21 protein-coding genes are annotated in these 18,541 nt (G+C 41.8%); 10 read left to right on the plus strand and 11 right to left on the minus strand.

All coding sequences use genetic code 11. From position 1 onward, the window contains the following. Nucleotides 1–20 precede the first annotated feature (20 nt). The 3 genes from ACO067_RS21660 (at nt 21) to ACO067_RS21670 (ending at nt 3,242) form a co-directional block, all read left to right on the plus strand. Entirely contained in the window at nt 21–704 is a 684-nt protein-coding gene (locus tag ACO067_RS21660) for an ABC transporter ATP-binding protein (RefSeq protein ID WP_421878124.1), read from the plus strand. Continuing rightward, nucleotides 701–1,825, plus strand: a complete 1,125-nt coding sequence (locus ACO067_RS21665) for a hypothetical protein (protein WP_421878126.1) — start codon at nt 701–703, stop codon at nt 1,823–1,825. The genes ACO067_RS21660 and ACO067_RS21665 overlap by 4 nt, the downstream gene beginning before the upstream one ends. Before the next feature lie 85 nt (nt 1,826–1,910). After that, entirely contained in the window at nt 1,911–3,242 is a 1,332-nt protein-coding gene (locus ACO067_RS21670; RefSeq protein ID WP_421878128.1) for a YihY/virulence factor BrkB family protein, read from the plus strand. Nucleotides 3,243–3,244: 2 nt separating this feature from the next. On the opposite strand, the gene ACO067_RS21675 is transcribed toward ACO067_RS21670, so the two are convergent. The 5 genes from ACO067_RS21675 to ACO067_RS21695 form a co-directional block, all read right to left on the minus strand. After that, complete coding sequence (locus ACO067_RS21675) at nt 3,245–3,742, minus strand: hypothetical protein (RefSeq protein ID WP_421878130.1); 498 nt, start codon at nt 3,740–3,742, stop codon at nt 3,245–3,247. A gap of 3 nt (nt 3,743–3,745) precedes the next feature. Further along, entirely contained in the window at nt 3,746–5,359 is a 1,614-nt protein-coding gene (locus ACO067_RS21680; RefSeq protein WP_421878132.1) for a sodium/sugar symporter, read from the minus strand. A gap of 134 nt (nt 5,360–5,493) precedes the next feature. After that, a complete protein-coding gene (locus ACO067_RS21685) occupies nt 5,494–6,054 on the minus strand; it encodes a hypothetical protein (protein ID WP_421878134.1) in 561 nt (186 codons plus the stop codon). Nucleotides 6,055–6,072: 18 nt separating this feature from the next. Further along, nucleotides 6,073–6,456 (minus strand): DUF1987 domain-containing protein, encoded by a 384-nt coding sequence (locus tag ACO067_RS21690; RefSeq protein WP_421878136.1) that lies wholly within the window; start codon nt 6,454–6,456, stop codon nt 6,073–6,075. Between the two features lie 33 nt (nt 6,457–6,489). After that, nucleotides 6,490–7,050 (minus strand): SiaB family protein kinase, encoded by a 561-nt coding sequence (locus ACO067_RS21695; RefSeq protein ID WP_421878138.1) that lies wholly within the window; start codon nt 7,048–7,050, stop codon nt 6,490–6,492. 463 nt (nt 7,051–7,513) lie between these two features. Here ACO067_RS21695 and ACO067_RS21700 point away from each other — a divergent pair, with 463 nt between their 5' ends. Together ACO067_RS21700 and ACO067_RS21705 are read left to right on the plus strand one after the other, a co-directional pair. Continuing rightward, on the plus strand, nt 7,514–9,418 hold the full coding sequence (locus tag ACO067_RS21700; protein WP_421878140.1) for an ATP-binding protein: 1,905 nt from the start codon (nt 7,514–7,516) through the stop codon (nt 9,416–9,418). A gap of 50 nt (nt 9,419–9,468) precedes the next feature. Continuing rightward, nucleotides 9,469–10,716, plus strand: coding sequence for a response regulator (locus ACO067_RS21705; RefSeq protein WP_421878142.1), 1,248 nt, complete (start codon nt 9,469–9,471; stop codon nt 10,714–10,716). 333 nt (nt 10,717–11,049) lie between these two features. Here ACO067_RS21705 and ACO067_RS21710 read toward each other — a convergent pair whose 3' ends face one another. Both ACO067_RS21710 and ACO067_RS21715 read right to left on the minus strand, forming a co-directional pair. Then, nucleotides 11,050–11,769: a PP2C family protein-serine/threonine phosphatase gene (locus tag ACO067_RS21710; RefSeq protein ID WP_421878144.1), complete on the minus strand. Its 720-nt coding sequence runs from the start codon at nt 11,767–11,769 to the stop codon at nt 11,050–11,052. Nucleotides 11,770–11,849: 80 nt separating this feature from the next. Next, a complete protein-coding gene (locus ACO067_RS21715) occupies nt 11,850–12,326 on the minus strand; it encodes a HAMP domain-containing protein (protein ID WP_421878146.1) in 477 nt (158 codons plus the stop codon). A 200-nt stretch (nt 12,327–12,526) separates the two neighbouring features. Between ACO067_RS21715 and ACO067_RS21720 the strand changes: the two genes are divergently transcribed. After that, complete coding sequence (locus tag ACO067_RS21720; protein ID WP_421878147.1) at nt 12,527–12,979, plus strand: DUF302 domain-containing protein; 453 nt, start codon at nt 12,527–12,529, stop codon at nt 12,977–12,979. Here ACO067_RS21720 and ACO067_RS21725 read toward each other — a convergent pair. Continuing rightward, on the minus strand, nt 12,974–13,498 hold the full coding sequence (locus ACO067_RS21725; protein WP_421878148.1) for a DUF2911 domain-containing protein: 525 nt from the start codon (nt 13,496–13,498) through the stop codon (nt 12,974–12,976). The two genes, ACO067_RS21720 and ACO067_RS21725, sit on opposite strands and share 6 nt — an antisense overlap. 120 nt (nt 13,499–13,618) lie before the next feature. Between ACO067_RS21725 and ACO067_RS21730 the strand changes: the two genes are divergently transcribed. Continuing rightward, on the plus strand, nt 13,619–13,882 hold the full coding sequence (locus ACO067_RS21730; protein WP_421878150.1) for a hypothetical protein: 264 nt from the start codon (nt 13,619–13,621) through the stop codon (nt 13,880–13,882). Here ACO067_RS21730 and ACO067_RS21735 read toward each other — a convergent pair. Then, a complete protein-coding gene (locus ACO067_RS21735) occupies nt 13,879–14,250 on the minus strand; it encodes a DUF3127 domain-containing protein (RefSeq protein WP_421878152.1) in 372 nt (123 codons plus the stop codon). The two genes, ACO067_RS21730 and ACO067_RS21735, sit on opposite strands and share 4 nt — an antisense overlap. Before the next feature lie 139 nt (nt 14,251–14,389). Here ACO067_RS21735 and ACO067_RS21740 point away from each other — a divergent pair, with 139 nt between their 5' ends. Genes ACO067_RS21740 through ACO067_RS21750 form a run of 3 tightly spaced genes read left to right on the plus strand, consistent with a single transcriptional unit; the run spans nt 14,390 to nt 16,712 of the window. Further along, nucleotides 14,390–14,890: a DUF2452 domain-containing protein gene (locus ACO067_RS21740; protein ID WP_421878154.1), complete on the plus strand. Its 501-nt coding sequence runs from the start codon at nt 14,390–14,392 to the stop codon at nt 14,888–14,890. A gap of 4 nt (nt 14,891–14,894) precedes the next feature. Further along, entirely contained in the window at nt 14,895–15,737 is an 843-nt protein-coding gene (locus tag ACO067_RS21745) for a hypothetical protein (RefSeq protein ID WP_421878156.1), read from the plus strand. 9 nt (nt 15,738–15,746) lie between these two features. Then, the gene (locus tag ACO067_RS21750; protein WP_421878158.1) at nt 15,747–16,712 is read left to right on the plus strand and encodes a YheT family hydrolase; all 966 of its coding nucleotides are present in this window, start codon (nt 15,747–15,749) and stop codon (nt 16,710–16,712) included. Here the strand turns inward: ACO067_RS21750 and msrB are convergent, their stop codons facing one another. Beyond that, nucleotides 16,713–17,213, minus strand: coding sequence for a peptide-methionine (R)-S-oxide reductase MsrB (msrB, locus tag ACO067_RS21755; RefSeq protein ID WP_421878160.1), 501 nt, complete (start codon nt 17,211–17,213; stop codon nt 16,713–16,715). A 111-nt stretch (nt 17,214–17,324) separates the two neighbouring features. Next, nucleotides 17,325–18,524: an L-2-hydroxyglutarate oxidase gene (lhgO, locus tag ACO067_RS21760; RefSeq protein ID WP_421878162.1), complete on the minus strand. Its 1,200-nt coding sequence runs from the start codon at nt 18,522–18,524 to the stop codon at nt 17,325–17,327. Between the last annotated feature and the right edge of the window lie 17 nt (nt 18,525–18,541).

Consider the following 18,541-nt stretch of genomic DNA (forward strand, 5'->3'; position numbering starts at 1 on the left):
AAACCATTTAAGCAAAGACTATGAGTGTAATTAAGGCTGAAAATATTAGTAAGGTTTATAATGAAAAGACCATTCCGGTTTATGCGCTGAATGGTGTGAACCTTGAAATTGAAAAAGGTGAGTTCACGGCCATTGTAGGGCCATCGGGATGTGGAAAGACTACTTTGCTCAACGTACTCGGAGGGTTGGATAATCCCTCCACAGGCAGAGTAGTTGTGGGAGAAACAGAAATCACTAAACTAAGTGATGCAGAACTGATCGATTATCGATTGAAGCATATTGGGTTTGTATTTCAGGCTTATAACCTAATACCAGTGCTCACCACCATGGAGAACGTCGAGTTCATCATGTTACTGCAAAAGCGATCAAAGGCTGAGCGTGATGAGCGGGCCATGCAGTTGTTGACTCAAATGGGAATAGGCGATAAAGCCAAGCAGCGCCCTTCTCAACTGTCTGGAGGTCAGCAACAGCGAGTAGCCGTAGCGCGGGCACTCGCATCCAAACCCGAGTTTGTTTTGGCTGATGAACCTACAGCTAACCTTGATTCCAAAAGCACATCAGACCTTTTGGATATGATGGCGAAAATGAACGAAGAGGAGAGTGCCACTTTCGTATTTTCTACGCATGATCAGCGGGTCATTGACAAGGCGCGTCGCGTGGTGACGCTGGAAGATGGGAAGGTGATAAGTGACGAGCGCAGATGAGAAAACTACTGCTTTTTGTGTTGCTATTACCTCTAATGGCACGTGCGCAGGAGGAAGAGGATCCCAAGTTGGTGATCAAAGGATACATCAAGGATATGGTCACATTCAATTTTCCTGCTAAAGACTCCACGTTAATCGACAACCTGATACATCATCGCTTAAATTTGGCCTATTACCCCAACGATCACTTTACGGCCAAGCTAGAGTTTAGAAACAGGATTTTCACAGGTGATTTGGTCAGGCTATTTCCCAGCTACGCTTCACTGATAGATGTTAACAACGACTATTTTGATTTGTCATGGACTCCGGTAGATCGCAATGGGTTGGTTATTCATACAATGATCGATCGAGCCTACTTTCAGTGGCACAAGGAGGACTGGGAGGTCACCTTGGGGCGTCAACGCTTAAACTGGGGTGTGAATCTAGCCTGGAACCCCAATGACCTGTTTAATAGTTACTCATTTTTCGATTTTGACTATGAAGAGCGTCCAGGGAGTGATGCCTTACGGGTAAGGAAGTATACTGGATATGCTTCGGAAGTAGAGTTCGCCATCAAGGCAGCAGATAGCTTTGAGGAGATGACTACAGCCATCCGGTATCAGATCAATCAGTGGAATTACGACATTCAGTTTATAGGTGGAGTTATGAAAAACAATCTGGCTCTAGGTACCGGATGGGCTGGTAGTATAGGTGGAATGGGGTTTAAAGGAGAACTGACCTATTTGAGTCATTTAGAAATGAAAAAACAGGATTTTCTCACCAGTGTTTCGTTAGACTACATGTTTGCCAATTCGATTTACCTCAACGGGTCGGTGTTGTACAACAGTTTCGGGAAGAAACAACCCACGTTTGGCTTGGTCAATACTTCTTCTAATCTGGATATTCGCTCGATTTCACCCTATACCTGGTCTACTTTTTTGCAGGCTTCTTACCCTATTCACCCATTACTCAATGCAGGAATGGCAACTATTCTCTTTCCAACCGATGGCTCTTTATTTCTGAATCCTTCCGTGACTTATTCCATTGTCAATAACCTCGATCTGGATTTGATTGGTCAGTTTTACTTTTCAGAGTCACAGGATAGTAAAGCTCTATATCTCCGACTCAAATACAGTTATTGATTCATTCTTTCATTAATCGCTCGTGCATTGAAAGAGGTAATCGAAATTGATTAATTTCGATGGGCGACCTCAAGCGACCAAAAGAATGATTGCAACCTATATTCAAAATACCCGAAAGTTTTTGGAGGAAGATCTTTGGAAGATCAAGATCAAGAACCTTCCCAAACGAACAGCCTGGTTCTACAAGCAGATAAGAATATGGGTCATTACCATTTCTGAGTTCAACAAGGATAAATGTGGTGAAAAAGCTTCAGCACTTACTTACTTTTCTTTGATCTCTTTTGTCCCGGTTGTAGCTATGGCATTTGGAATTGCTCAGAGTTTTGGACTCGACAAATACCTTGAATCTGAGATGCAGAACTACCTGGCCGGACAGGATGATGTTTACAAGTTTGTTAAAGGATTTTCGGATAAAATGCTGGCCAATACCAGCGGAGGAGTCATCACTGGGATAAGTACTGTGTTCTTGTTTTATGCGGTCGGAAGGTTGATGAATAACATTGAAATGGCCTTTAATAGTATCTGGAATACCAAGAAAGGAAGGTCACTTAAAAGAAAAGTAACTGATTATCTCAGTGTCATATTGTTGGGACCCATTATTCTGATTTTATCCAGTTCCGCTACTGTCTATATCACCACGAGTGTTGAAACATTGACCGAATCCATCAGCGTTTTAGGCTTTTTCAAGCCCATCATTATGTTCTTAATAAAATTGATACCCTATACGCTAATATGGTTTTTGCTTTTTTTATTCTATCTCGTCTTTCCAAATACCACAGTCAAAATAAAACCAGCTCTGATCGCTGGAATTCTGACCGGGACAGTTTTTCAGTTGACCCAGTTCTTATGGTTGAAAGGACAGGTATATTTGACCACCTATAGTGTAGTATATGGTACGTTTGCTGCATTGCCTCTATTCCTCATTTGGCTTCAACTCAGCTGGACCATTCTGCTGTTTGGTGCGGAGTTCGCATTTGCAGTCCAGAGCGTGGGTACCTGGTCTTACGATAACGAAAAGTTGACCATGAACCTCAAGACCAAGCGGAAGATGACCTTGTTGGTATTAAGGAAGATCGTGCGACACTTTGAACAATACGATGATTCCATATCATTTGAACAGTTATGTGAAGAACTCGAAGTACCCAGACGATTCATTCGAGAAGTTTTGGAGGATTTGATCAATTCTAAGCTTGTCCGTCGCTTGAGCAATGAGTCTGAGGAAGAACTTTTGATTCCTGGAATGGACATCCATAAGCTGGACGTATTCACTGTCTATGACAAGTTACAGGTACTTGGCATGGACAGTTTGCCGCAGGTTGATCAAAATGAGGGATTCAAAGAAATTGAAAAGATCATCGAGGACGTAGACGAGTCCTTTAAGCATGCCCAATCCAATAAAAAAGTACTGGACTTGTAGGCTTAACTGGAACGTTGCTTGAACGACCAGGTAAATTCAAACTCAGAAACAATCGTACCATCTGCCATTTTACCTACAGTTTTGAAGGTGGCCGTTTGTGCTTCTCCTGTTTCCAGGGCTTTGTCGATCGCATTGAAAGCATTCATTCCATCTTCACAAGTAAAGTACACTCTGCCGGTAGCTTTTTTCCCAAAAGTCGCCTTGAGGTCTACAATAATAAAAGCAATAGATGGCTTATGTCCCTGGACTGCCAGGAGACAAGCAGTGGCTGTAGATAGCTCGGCAGCCATGCTCTGCACTGCAAAGTACATGCTTTTGAATGGATTCTTGGTGAGCCATTTAAACGGCACGGACGTTACACACTTTGCTGCATCAATATGTCTGAGTCGCATTCCAGCGATCAGTCCCATTGGCAGCTGAGTAAGTAAGAAAAGCCCAAACTTCCAGGGGTTAGTAACCTGACGTCTGAGCTTTTCTTGTTGTGGATTTAATTCGATCATTTATTACCAGAATATGGCATATAAAGCTGTACAAATAATCATGATGGCAAATGCGCCGATATTGAATTTTGGACTCGTTTTGAATAAGCTTGAAGTGAGCTCGATACCCTTTTCACTGTCTTGACCTTTGCCGTCAATAAAACTTACTACCGCGATTACCAGCATCGATAGCAGACAGGTCAGTCCCATTTGATTCATGAACGGAATAGATGGGAAAAACTTGAAGCCAGCAGCAATTGGTATCGAAAGTAGTGCTCCCCAGATAGCTCCGGCATTGGTGGTCTTTTTCCAAAATAGCCCAAGAAGGAAGACAGCCAGAATACCCGGACTTACTATACCCGTGTATTCCTGAATGAACTGGAATGCCTGATCAATTCCGCCAAGGAGTGGAGCCATCACACATGCCACTACCAAAGCTACCGCCGCAGACAAACGACCAACAGTCACTGTGGTCTTGTCATTAGCTTGCTTGTTGATATACTGCTTGTAAATATCCATTGTGAATATAGTAGAGGTCGAATTCAGCATGGATGCCAGCGAGGAAACTACGGCAGCTGCGAGTGCTGCAAAGGCAATGCCTTTTAATCCAACTGGAAGTAGCTGGAGTAACCACGGATATGCTTTATCAGACTGCCCGGGACCAGGTAAGTTGGTGGTTCCAAGTTCACCAAGTCTAGCCATGATTTCAGGGTCATTTACTACGACATAGGCTGCAATACCTGGAATCACTACGATAAAAGGGATCAACAATTTCAAAAAAGCAGCCATCACAATCCCTTTTTGAGCCTCTTTTAATGACTTGGCCGCAAGAGTTCTTTGTATGATGTACTGATTGAAACCCCAATAGTAGAGATTAGCCACCCACATTCCACCAATCAATACCCAAATACCTGGCAGGTTCATGAACTCAGGGTTGGATTTATCCAATATCATATGGAATCGTTCTGGAACAGCATCCAGTACCTGGTTGAAGCCGGCAATTACCCCTTTACCATCGGATAAGATATCCAATGCCAGGTAAGTGGTCAGCAATCCACCCAGAACAAGGAAGACTACCTGAACCACATCAGTCCACGCCACAGCGGATAAACCACCATACAAGGAGTAGGCAGCAGCAAACAGCGCAAGGCCAATCACTCCATACATCATTGGGATACCCATGATCGTCTCTAAAGCCAAAGCTCCGAGATAAAGCACTGAGCTAAGGTTAACGAACACATACAGAGCAATCCAGAATACAGCAAGGATTGTTTTTAATTGGGTGCTGTACCGCTTTTCCACAAATTCTGGAATGGTGTACAGGCCTTTTTCAATGAAGATGGGTAAAAAGTACTTACCTACTATCAATAGGGTAATGGCTGCCATCCATTCATACGAGGCAATGGCCAAACCACTAGCAAAACCAGAGCCTGACATCCCGATGAATTGCTCTGCCGAGATATTGGCAGCAATCAGTGATGCACCAATAGCCCACCAGGGTAGGGATTTACTAGCCAAGAAATAATCTTCAGCATTCTTTTCATGACCTTTTTTATCCCTGGATACATACAACCCAATACCCACAATGAGCAGGCAGTATCCTACAAAGACAATAATGTCCGCAGTTGAAAATTCCATAAAGATGAGTTAGTTAAAAATTGTATTTTAATGAGAACCCCAAACTTATGCAATATGGAATTGCTGAATTCGAAATTTGAATTCTAATTTTTGACAAAAACGAAATTATTCTGGAGGTGGAGTCAAGTGGAGATTTAGGACTCGCTAGGCAAGTGACCTAGCTCCTTTTTTTCTTGTTTCATGATTTTGCGCTTCTCCTGATTGAGTAGGAATGATTCCAGGCTGCCTTCGAAGAACTTCAAACCAATAGCGATGAGGAGTTTCAGTCCCAAACCGAAGTAGTCTTTGATGCTGTTTAGGAAATCACCCATATCCAGAGAGGCTACGTAAGACTGAATAGCATCTTCTACAAAGATCTCTTCCGCTAAAAATAAGATGATGGCCAAGAAAAATAGGGCAGTGGTAGCTCGTCTTCCTACCTTGGCCTCTGCCAGTTCTGAGATGGTCTGTTCCAGTTGGACGTTCTTATTACCGATCTCTTTATTTTGTTCACGAATTTGAATGTTGGCGTTATCCAGTTTCTTCTGGAGACGATCAGAAACGCGTGTAATTACTTTGGCTTGAGCAACGAGCTCTTCGTATTCGTCTGAGAAAGATTCCAAATCCTGCTTATAGATAGCATGGGTGTCCAGTTTGGACCTGAAATCCTTTAATCTTTTTATTTCCTCATGGTAAAGTTCCTTAGGTCTTTCCATTTAGTATAGACTCCTTGATCAAAATTCTTCAATTTCGAGGAAGTTGAAATCAAGGTCTAGTAAGTCTGCATAATCTTCACCAGCTTCCATCATATCCTCATCATCTTCTTCGTAATACCAGTTGATAATTAGTTCTTTGCCAGCGTCACTTATCTTGCTCAGTTTTTTGAACACGTCAAACAAACACTTGGATGAACTTGTATTAAAGTACTCAAAAGAAAAGTTGGCAGTGAATTCATCTCCACCGTCATTGACGAATTCATCTAAATTATCAATGATCTTTTGATAGAATAGAATAGAATTCTCCGGACTCGATCTTCCCTTCACTTCCAGGATTCCTTCTTCGGGATCAAAGTTTACTAATGGTGTTACCCTCGTTGGCTCTATAAAAAACTTTTCCATAAGGTTATTTCACAGCTTTGTCTGCTCAGTAGCCTATATTTCTCTAGGCAATCTTACCTGCAATGTAAAATAAGTTACATTGTCAGTAACTGGTTGAAACTTATATCTTAATTTCTGTCCTCCGGTTTTCCTGGCTATGTCAATAAATCCTAGCCCGCCGGTTCCTTTATCCGAAAATTCCTGTTCGTTCAGTGCCTTTTTGTATAGGGCACGAAGTTCATCAGGTTCTACGGAATTTATATCATCTAATCTTGATTTTATTTCCTCTACCTTCTCAGAAGGCACGTAGTTTCCCGTTTGCATACTATAAAAACGTTTCCTCGCTGCAATCAAAATCAGCGCAGATCTGGAATCATAACTGCTGATTCTTACTTCATCAGCATTGACCTCATCCAGGTGATAGTAAAGGTTTTGAATGCATTCGGTCGCCACATTGTAGAACTTCTTTTTCACCTTACGGTTTTCTTCCAGCTCTTCCAGGCGCTCCTCTAGCGTGGCAATCATCGAAGTTACTAAGTCAAAGGTCAGCTCACCCTTGTACATCAAAATGATATTTTGATCATAAATATTCTTATAACTTCTTAGGTAATCCATGCGATTTTATAGTGCTAAATCCATTCTGACTCAATCCGTTTAGTCAGCTTCGAAATCGAAAAGTAATGACTATTTATGGATTAAACCAAATGTTTAATTATTAAAATATCAAATCCTTAAAATTCAGAGAGTTATAGGTTAGGTTGCTGTAAACTCAGTTCTGATTGACTGCAATATAATGCTGATTGATGCTTTTTTTATACCAAATGGTGTGTAATTAAGATTAATGGTGTTGTGAGAGTCAGAATTTATGGATAAACTGCATGATGAATTATATTGGAATATTCACAGAAATGCGAACGTTCCAATTGATCGGTGATTTTGGATACAATCAATGCCTGGTTAAAACTGAAAGGATTAATTTTGTCTACCGAGTTTAGAAGAGCATCAGGTAGTCAAATTCAAAAATTGATTAAATTTAAGATTACTGTGATAATCCAATACTAACCAACCATTAACGAGTATGTTAAAGAAGGACCTTTACGCTATAGCCTACGTGTTGACAGCATTGATAGTTGCGGGCTCTGTAGCTTATTACATCTTCTTCGTTCAGAAAGATCTAATCGAAAACTTTAATGAAGACCCCACCGCAGTAAAGATAGCTGCTGAGCAATCTGCCATGGGCCAGCAATTAGTGAAAGCGGCCATAGGTATGGGGTATTCAACTAACGAACGAAACTTTAGTATTTTCCAGGCAGAACTTGCCAGAATTCTTCCGGCTTGGAGAAAAGGACATGAAGCGCTAATTTCTGGTGATGCAGACCTTGGTCTGAACCCGCCTTCATCCACAAGCGATTACGCCCAATTGCAAGAGAACATCAAGTTCTATTACAGTGAGATGAACACCAACTCAGGTAATTTGCTGGATATTGTTTACACAGAGAACTCCACAGATATCAATGCCCTGGCATTGAGAAGTTCGATATCCACCCTGATCAATACAGTTCGGGATTACCAAACAGCTGCAGATAAGATCACCGATTATTGGGTAGAAGAGGCTCAATCGTTCAAGACAGGTTACAGCTTGATTGAAAAGATTGTCTTTGCGGTGTTTCTTGGATTCTTGCTGTTACAGGGATTCTTTGTATTCAGACCTTTGGTGAAGTTGGCTGGTGATAATTACTTGTCAGCAAACAAAGCTTATATCAAGGTGAAGAAGTCTGAGGAGCAATTGAAGATCAACTTCCAGAAACAGAAGCTCATTAACAAGAAACTGTACCAGTCTAGAAAGGAACTGGAAGAAAACAACCAGAAGCTGCAGGATTCTGAGGCGAAACTACTCCGTTCCTCAGAGGAGCAAATCAGAATTAACGAAAAGTTGATTAAAGCACAGGATGATTTGAATGACGCCTATAGAAAGCTTCAGGAATCAGAAGAGGAAATTAGAGAACTTGCCGATAAGCAGTTGCTCGATAACGAGAAACTATTCCTGGCAGAGAAGAAGCTGAAAGAAACGCTGAAGAAAGAGCAGGAGTCCAAAGAAGAACTCAACAATGCTTTGGAATCGCTGAAGAGTACTCAGTCACAGCTGGTTCACTCAGAAAAAATGGCATCTCTGGGTCAGTTGACTGCTGGTATTGCCCATGAGATCAACAATCCGATCAACTTTATCTCGAGCGGTATGGTGTCCATTAAGATGTCCATCGAGTCACTGAGAGAGATCGCTGAAGAATACTCTCGATTGGATGATGGTGATGCAGATTTGGAAGAAGTGATTGAAAACATCAAAGAGCTCAAAGAAGAACATGAATATGAAGAAATCCTCGAGGAGCTGGATGAATTGATCAAGGACGTTAACTACGGTGTGACTCGTACAATTGAGATCGTAAAAGGTCTCAGAGTCTTCTCAAGGTTGGATGAAGAAGAAGTGAAACAAGCCAACGTCAACGAGAACATTGACGCTACCCTCACACTACTAAGAAACAAAACCAAAAACAGGATCAAGGTTTCTAAGTATTATGATGAGAAAATGCACGAAATCGAGTGTTACCCTGGACAGTTAAACCAGGTATTCATGAACATTCTGAATAATGGTATTCAGGCGATCCCTGAGGATAGAAAAGATGGAGAGATTACCATCTATACCGAAGAACTGGAAGATGAGGTGGTTATCCGATTGAAGGATAATGGTGCTGGTATTCCTGAAAAGATTAAAAATAGAATTTGGGAACCATTCTTTACTACCAAAGCGGTAGGTGTTGGTACCGGATTGGGCATGTCCATTTCCTATGGTATCATCGAAAAGCACGGTGGTAAAATCGAGTTTACCAGTGAAGAGAATCAAGGGACAGAATTTGTAATAACCCTACCGAAATCAGTGAAAAGAGCTAGCAAAGATGCCAGCACTAAAGTAGCAGAGAGTAAGTAAACCATAGATTGAGAATAGCCAACAACTAAAGAGAAATACCTAACTAAGTGATGGAAGAAGTTCAAGAGACGGCTGATGTAAAAAGAACTAAGAAAGACAAGAAGTATTCTTTGTTATACGTGGATGATGAAACCACCAACCTAAGAGTATTCAAATCCAATTTTCGGAAGTTTTTCAATGTATACACTACAGCAAGTCCCCTCGAAGCAATAGACATTCTGAGGGAAAATGAAATCCAGGTTATTGTGACTGATCAGCGTATGCCTGAGATGACCGGTACTGAACTTTTGGAAAAGATCTTGCCGGACTTCCCAGATACGATTAAGATCATCCTTACAGGCTTTACAGATATAGAGGCTATCAAAGATGGAATCAATAGGTGTGGCATCCATAAATACATCACCAAGCCCTGGAACTTTGATGAGATGAAAGGGGTGCTCGATAGAGCCATGGAAGCTTATCAGAAATCTCAGGATAGTGAAGAGCACCTCAAAGAGCTGGAAGATACCAATACTGAACTCGAAAGAAGGGTTCGAGAGCGTACAGAAGAAATCAATAAAATCAACAAGCGATTAATAGATAGCATTCGCTATGCAGGGTTGTTGCAGCAGTCTATGCTACCTAATGAGCGTTATCTCAATAGGATTTTTGCCGATCACTTTGTCATGTACCGGAGCAAGTACCTTTTCAGTGAGGAATTTATCTGGACTACTAGTTTGAACTTCAGATCTGAAGATTATACGGTGGTGGCTGTGATCGAGTTTGATGGCAAGGGTATTGTGGGTTCACTGAAAACGTTGATTGCAGATTCTGTGCTGAATGACTTGATTCAGGACAGGAAGATTTTCCACTCCGGAGATATTATCAAAGAGCTTACTCAGGAGCTTGATGCAGCTGGAAGTAAAGAGCTGCAGTGCGAATTGAAAGTTTCTGTAGCTTTGTTCGACAACAATGCACAAACGCTCCAGTTCAGTGGTATCAACCAGGACATGGTGATCTTTGATGGAGATGAAATGGTAGTCCTAGAAGGAGAATCTGCCGAGCACGCTCACGATTTAATGGCAGATAAAATAGAGATTAAACCTGATTCTACATACTATATGTTCTCCAACGGATATTACAACCAGGAGAATCAGGATGGTGTGAAGTTCTCACAGGAGAAATTTGAAGAAATGCTTAAGTCAATTCATGCCAAACCATTGAATGAACAGTACAAGTTCTTAAGCCAAACAATCGATGATTGGAAGGGTGATAGTGGTTTGAATGATGATATTTCAATAATTGGCTTTAAGCTTTAAGGATAGAGAGATAAGATATGGCAGTAAAGGCTAGCAATTTTAAGAATTGGTGTAACGAGAATATTAGTCCACAGTCGTGGACGCGAATTTGCTTGAAGTGCCTCGATCAGTTACGAGCTCGAGGTTTGAATTTGAAGCAAATGGAAGAACTACAGGAGGATGTGGATTTGGATAATGAATTGCTTACCTCTCTTAATGAAGCATTGGGGGATTTATATGAAATGTCAGTAGACGAAGAGCTACTGGTGCGATACTAACAATAGAAAGATCTACTTAAAGATAACGATAAGGACTTCACATTTGCTGAAGTCCTTTTTTTGATCCTAAACAGAGTTAGATTTCTACACCCAATACAACCACATCATCGGTTTGAGGTGTGTTTCCCCTCCATGTTTCAAATTCGGTTTCCAAAATGTCTTTGAGTTCAGACATGGATCCTCTGGCTGAGGATTCTATAAGCTTCTTGAAGTTCTTGCTCATGAATTTCTTGTCATTTTCACCTCCAAACTGGTCCTGATAACCATCAGAAGACAAGAAGAGCTTATCACCTTCCTCCAGCTGAATGGTTTGTTTCTCCAATTGCTCCGATACTTCTTTTTCATCACCTTCTATACCGCCAACCATCATTTTAGGACTCTTGTAAGTTTCCAAATCTTCTGAGCCTTTTTTGATTAGATAAAGTGGAATACCTGCTCCGGCAAACTCCATGGATAGATCATCCAGGTTGATGACACAAATACCAATCTCCATGCCATCTCTACTGTGTTTCTGATCGTTTTCGTCTCGCTGTAGTTCAAACTTGATAACCTTATCTAGTCTGGCCAGAATTTTTACCGGATCCAGGTAGTTTTGATAATACACGATGTTAGTCAGCTGATTACTTCCCATTATGGACATGATTGCCCCAGGCACTCCATGACCAGTACAATCCGCACACGCCACAATCAAGTATTCGTTTCTGCCTTGTCTCACACGCTCGAACCAGTAGAAATCGCCACTAACCACATCTTTAGGTTTATAGATGACAAAAGCATCCTTTACGAGTTTGGACATCACATTGAGCTCCGGCAGAATGGACCTTTGTATGCGCTGAGCGTAGATGATGCTGTCAGAAATCTGATTATTAACCTCTTCTATTTTTGCTTTTGGATGTGAATTTCGTCTTTCTGAGCTTCTAACGTTTCGTTGAGTTTGCGCTGCTCCGATAATCTTGAAATCAAGCCTTTAGATGCTCTGTTTAGGTTTTCGGCTAGTTTGCCCAGTTCGTCATTTGAGTTGACAGGTATTTCAGCTTCCAGGTCACCAGCGGCTATTGATTCAGCGGCTCTGGTGATCGTCAATATTGGTTTTACGAACATATTGGCCACTACCAAAGCCAGAGCTATTGATCCGACAATAACGGCCAGGATGGTCCAAATAAGCTTTGATTGAATTTCGTCGATAGTTGATTGTACAGTGGTGGCGATGGTACCTGAATCATTAGCCATAGCTTGGATCGCCTCAGCTCCAAAAGCTTGCTCCAGCTCCATATTCACCAGAAAGTAAACAATGGATGAGGTAATCACTACTAGTACAACGCAGAGTAAGGTAAGTTTGGCGTATATATTCATGTGGTCGTTTGCTGATTAATGAACAAATGTAATTGACTTTAACCAAGCTAATTAAACTAGGCCAATTGTTCTGAATTTTTCTCTTGATTTCGGTAATTCTATGTAAATATTAAGTTGAATGGGACTTTTTCTTATATGAATCCTTTCTTACCACTACAATATTTAGTTTTTTAGCAGTTGATTCACCGTCAACGAGATATATGCTTCGATACTTAATATTCATTTTACCGATTTTGGCGACGTTTTCTGAAGCCTTTGGACAAAATCTAACAGTTTACAAAAGTGAGAAAAGTGTAGATGAAACGGTCGCTAAGATTATTTCTATTATAGAGAGCAATGATGACTTAATGCTTTTTGAAACAGTAGCTCATGATTCAATTGCCAAGGCAAGAGGCTTGGAGTTGTTGCCTACCAGGAGCATCCTTTTTGAAGATCCAGATCTTACCACTGCACTTTTGCAGTGCCAGCCAACAGCCGCCCTGGATTTGCCTTTGGAGATTATCGTTTGGGAAGAGTTTGGAGATATCTACATTGGGTTTATGGACCCAAAATTCATGCGTCGGAGATTCATGATTACTGACTGTGAGGATACGCTAAATCAACTAACATCCCTCATGACCAAAGTGACGATGGATGCTCTTCGAGAGTTATAGATCCGTAGTAATGGCCAGCGAATAAGAGAGTTCTTCCCAATCAAACCTTAAAGAGCTGTCTTCAAAGACAAACTTCATACGCTCATCAAAGCTGGATTTCTGTGGAAATACCTGAATTCTAAACACATCATTCTGTTCGCTATAGTTATAGGCTCCCCACTGATCCCAATCTTCATTGAAGATGACCGTCCAGCTGGAATCTGACGGAATGGTGAAAATGGAGTAACGTCCAGTAGGTAAGTAATGACCTTCTATTTCTATGTCTTTGTTGGTAGTCAGGTAAGTAGCTTTATTTGCTCCGGTTCGCCACACTTCATCATACGGCACTAACTCACCCCAGATTTTTCGTTTGCGCACGGATGGACTGCTATACTCAATGGTGATCTTGGTATCCCCAATGCTCACACTATCTGCAGTCAAAGGAGAAGGTCGTTTTTCTTTTTTCCCTGAGCAGGATGCGCCACAGCAGGCGATACAAATGATAAGAAGTAGTGTTGTGTGCGGTCTAAATTTGAACATAAACGTGTTCTTAATCGGTCACAGTCTATAGTGGCTAAATCCTTTAACTTATTGATTTAAAGATGATTATATAAAAGGGTATATTTTTTGTTACGTAAGATATATTAAACTGAAAGACTTATGGGAATTATTGGAATTGAAATCCCTCAACTAAACGAAGAACAAGACATTGAGGTTGAGGTAAGAGTAAATGGAATCAAAAAGCAGTACAACTACCGCGTGGAGATATTCCATTGGGACGAATGTCCATACCCGACTGAAGATAGGGTAGAATGCATTCGCCAGTTGGTAAACAACTATGACAAGGAATGGGACCTGGCTCACATCGGTTTACCAACTGACGAGTATATACCTATCACGTTCAGGAAAAAGAGAAATATTTAGAACGGCAGATCCTCATCTGATGAAAAATCCTCTTTCATCCACTCATCAGATGGGGGTGGTGGTGTTTCTGGTGCAGCACCTTGAGCACCTGATTTCTTCTCCAGTCTCCAGGCCTGCAAACTGTTAAAGTATTTAGTCGTTCCACTTGGATCGGTCCATTTTCTCCCTTTTAGATTGAAGGAGATAGACATCTCGTCTCCAATATTGAATCCGTCCAGTTGCTGGCAGTTAGTTTGGATCAATTCAAACTTGAGGTATTCGGGATACTGAGGGTTCTCAGCATACTCTACCACGAATTCTCTTTTTTTGAAACTGTTGGTTACTTCCTGTGTTTCTGACTTCTCTATTAATTTACCGTCTATCGTCATATCTTCTTTTAAAACTATTGCTCAAATTTGCAGTTCGATATTAGGATATGAAAAGATCAAAGAAGATTTTTTTAATTGTAGCGGCTATTTTTCTGATAATTATGATCATCATAGGGTATGATATTAATAGCAGAACCACTTGGCCAGGTGCAAAAAAGAATTTGAAAGAGCGAATTACGGAGGATTGAGTAATAAAATAGACATCAGCAAAATTGATCTGGAGAAGGAAAAGGAAAAGATCACTGATCTACCTGGCCTAATAGAGTATGCACACACTGTAGGCGGTGCCTTGATCAAACCTGAGGACAAAGGTAAGATCAAGGGGCAAGCCATGTCTGCCATGCAGGATCAAACGACTCGCCAGTTTGATCAGATCTTCGGTCAGATGAAGACCCTGCTGGATCAAGCCAATCAATTGAAGAAAAGAGTGGAGATCTCTGAGCGTATTTATCAGAGTGAAATGGGGTTCTCACCGGTAATTGGCCAACACTACCATTTGTATGCCAGGGATAATGGAACTGATTTTCTTTCTATGATCGCACCATTTGAGTGGGGTCGGAGTAAAAAATGGTCGGCATATATTGGCAGTGTCAAACTTCTTTCTGATCACACCTGGGAGTTGTTAGCAGAAGATGACTAGATCGATGCGCTTGTTACTTAAGAACCTAACTACAAATTACCTCGATTTAATAGCAGTGAAAACCTTCTTGTTTACTGCACTAGTAACACTTTTGCTCAGCTGTTCTTCCGATAAGGAGGTGTCTCCAGACTGCACCGAGAGTGATTTAGCTATACAACTAAGTGAGACAGTGAATGTGGATTGCAGCTCAGCAGGAAGTATAGAAGTGACCGCTACAGGTGGAGCGGGGAATTATTCCTTCAGTATCGATGGGGTGAACTTTCAAGCTATGAATACCTTCGATGGACTTTCTGCTGGGAGCTATACCATTTCCGTGAAGGACAACAATGAGTGTATAGCAACTATTTCAGCAACCATTTCAGCACAGTTAGGTAATGTCTCCACCACAGTGGAGCAGTTGAGCGTCTCTGGTTGTGATTCTTCTAATGGAGCAGTAATGCTTACAGCCTCAGGAGGAGTCGGTGCTTATCAATACGCTGTAGACGGTAAGTCGCTAACCGATCAAAATACTTTTGACGGACTGGAAAGTGGAGCACATACTTATCTGGTTCAAGATGAGGAAGGGTGTACTGACGAAGGGGATTTTAAGGTGTTGTCAGGTGTAAGTTTGGAGACTGACATCATGCCTATAATCATGGAAAACTGTGCCACAAACAGCTCTTGTCATGGTGCTGGAGCCAGCGGTAAGCCTGTTTTTGAAACCAAGACAGCTATTATTTCAAATGCAGGAAGGATAAAGATACGCACCTCAGCACGTACCATGCCTCCACCAGAAGAAGACCCGCTCTCCAATGAACAAATTGCTCGGATTAGCTGCTGGGTAGATGACGAAGCTCCTAATAACTGAAATCCGTAGATGCCACTAATAGCCACCTCCAGGTATAAAGCACCTCCATTTTATATGTTTAATGAACATTGGGAGACAGTAATCCCTTCCTTGTTTTTTAAGGTAAGGGATGAGTTGTATACCCGTGATCGGATAGAGCTGACGGACGGAGACTTTATCGATGTTGATTGGGTCCGAAATGGTTCGAACAAATGCATGGTCTTATCTCATGGTCTTGAGGGGGATGCCAACCGTTATTACATGAAGCGTAGTGCCAAATATTTTGCTGAATTGGGCTGGGATATAGCTGCCTGGAATTGCAGGAGCTGCAGTGGGGAAATGAATCGACTCCCACGATTTTACCATCATGGAGATACCCCCGACCTTCATACTGTAGTGAAAAGCGTGTTGGAGAAGGGATACCAAGAGGTGTTCCTAATGGGATACTCAATGGGTGGAAGTATGGTACTCAAATATCTGGGAGAGCAGACTAGGCCTGCAGAGATCATTGGAGCAGCAGTATTTAGTGTGCCTTGTAACCTACGCGATAGCGCACTCCAACTGAGAGTTCCCAAGAACAGGTTCTACGAACAGCGATTCTTAAAGAAACTTATCGCCAAAATAAAGATCAAGGCCGAGCAACATCCCGATAGAGTGGATGCCTCCAAAGTTGATGAATTGCATGATTTTGACGAGTTTCATGACCGCTATACAGCACCACTTCATGGCTTTACATCCAAGGAGGATTTCTTTGATCAAGCTACGTGCGACCAGTACCTACATGTCATTGATCGGCCAGTGCTTATTGTCAATGCAGCGAATGATCCTATGCTTGGCGAGAAGTGCTATCCGTATGAAGCAGCAGAAAAGAGTAATAGTGTGTTCCTTGAAGTCCCTGCAAAGGGTGGTCATGTTGGATTCACGCTGAAAAGAAAAGGCCCCAGCTATATCGAGCAAAGAACCTATCAATTCTTAAAAGAGCAATTTGGTCATTAGCTACTCTTCTTTTTCAAAAGACAGGGAAACAGAGTTTATACAATAACGCAAACCGGTTGGCTTAGGGCCATCCAAGAATACATGACCCAAATGACCTCCACATCGCGCACAATGCACCTCCGTTCTTACCATGCCAAGAGAGGTGTCTTTCTCAGTGGCCACGTTGGTGTCATTTATTGGTTCATAGAAGCTGGGCCAACCTGATCCAGATTTGAACTTAGTTTTGGATTGGAAGAGTGGTAACTGACAAGCTGCACAGAGGTAAGTTCCTTTCTCCTTGTTGTCCCAGTACTTACCTGTGAAGGCTCGCTCTGTGCCTTGTTCCCTCAAGACGTAGTATTCTTCTGAAGTCAGCTTGGCTTTCCATTCTTCAGGCGATAACTGGATGGGGGTAATGCTTCCATTCTCTGTTATTGCATTTTTTTTGGAGGATTCTTTGTTACTCTGTGCACAGGCTCCAAGGGTGCTAGCAAGCATCATGAATAGGATAAACTGTTTCATCGTGACCATATCAATTGATTTTTTAAGTAGTACATTAAACTACTTACGACTCCCAAAAGGTTTTGAGATTTAGGTCTTTCTTGATAAAACGTCCTCCAAATGACGCATTGATTACTTATCAAAACGCTTTAATGCCAGTTCGGCAACATGCTTGCCGATGGATAAGGAAGAAGTTGCTGCTGGACTAGGGGCATTACCAACGTTGATCACTTTATCGGCTTCCAGAATGAGAAAGTCGTCAATAAGTCCACCATTTTTATCACATGCCTGGGCTCTAACACCAGATCCGCCGGGAACCAGATCACTCTTTTGAATGTCAGGCAGTAACTCCTGTAATGCTTTGGTGAATGCTGATTTGGAGTATGATCTATAGAATTCACCCAAACCGGTTTTCCAATATTTTCCAGCCACTTTTCTAAAACCTTTCCAGCCGATAGTTCCAGCTAAATCTCCGAGACTTAAATCTGTTTTAGTATAGCCTTCACGTTTGTAGGCTAGCACCGCATTAGGGCCAGCCTCTATTCCGCCATTGATCATTCTGGTGAAATGCACACCAAGGAATGGGAAGTTTGGATCTGGAACCGGATAGATGAGATTCTTTACCAGATATTCTTTTTCCGGTTTGATTTTAAAGTACTCTCCTCGGAAAGGGATGATTCTATAGCTTACAGGTACTCCGGTGAGTTTGGCTATTTTATCAGAAAAGAGCCCGGTACAGTTGATGACCAGCCGAGAAGTTAGCGTTTGTCGGTTGGTCACAACTTGCATGAAACCATTAGTTTCCTTGATGTCGATCACCTTGTTGTCAGGAAAAATGTCTCCATTGAAGTGGCGTATTTTCTCCGCGTATTTGTGAGCTACCGCATTGTAGTCAATGATGCCAGTCTGAGGTACGTAGATCCCCTGGACTCCATTGACATAAGGCTCGTAGGTCTTCAGCTCATCTCTCACAAGCTTCTTCATGCCTGTAAGGCCATTCTGAACACCTCGTTCGTACAGCATGTTCAAGGTCTCTAGTTGTGACTCATTGGTTGCCACTACCACTTTACCACACAGCTCGTAGGGGATTTCTTCTTCATCACAGAATTTGATCAACTCATTGTAACCGTCCACGCAGTTTTTAGCCTTTAGACTACCAGGCTTATAGTAGAGACCAGAGTGAATTACACCGCTGTTATGACCTGTTTGATGCATGGCCAGGTCTTTTTCTTTTTCTACTACTGCCACGCGCAGTTTGGGATTGGCTTCTTTGATCTTTAGCGCAGATGCCAGACCTACTATTCCGCCACCGATTATAACAACGTTATACATGATGAATTCCTGTGTTT

The sequence above is a fragment of the Marinoscillum sp. genome (assembly GCF_965229915.1).
Lineage (GTDB): Bacteria > Bacteroidota > Bacteroidia > Cytophagales > Cyclobacteriaceae > Marinoscillum.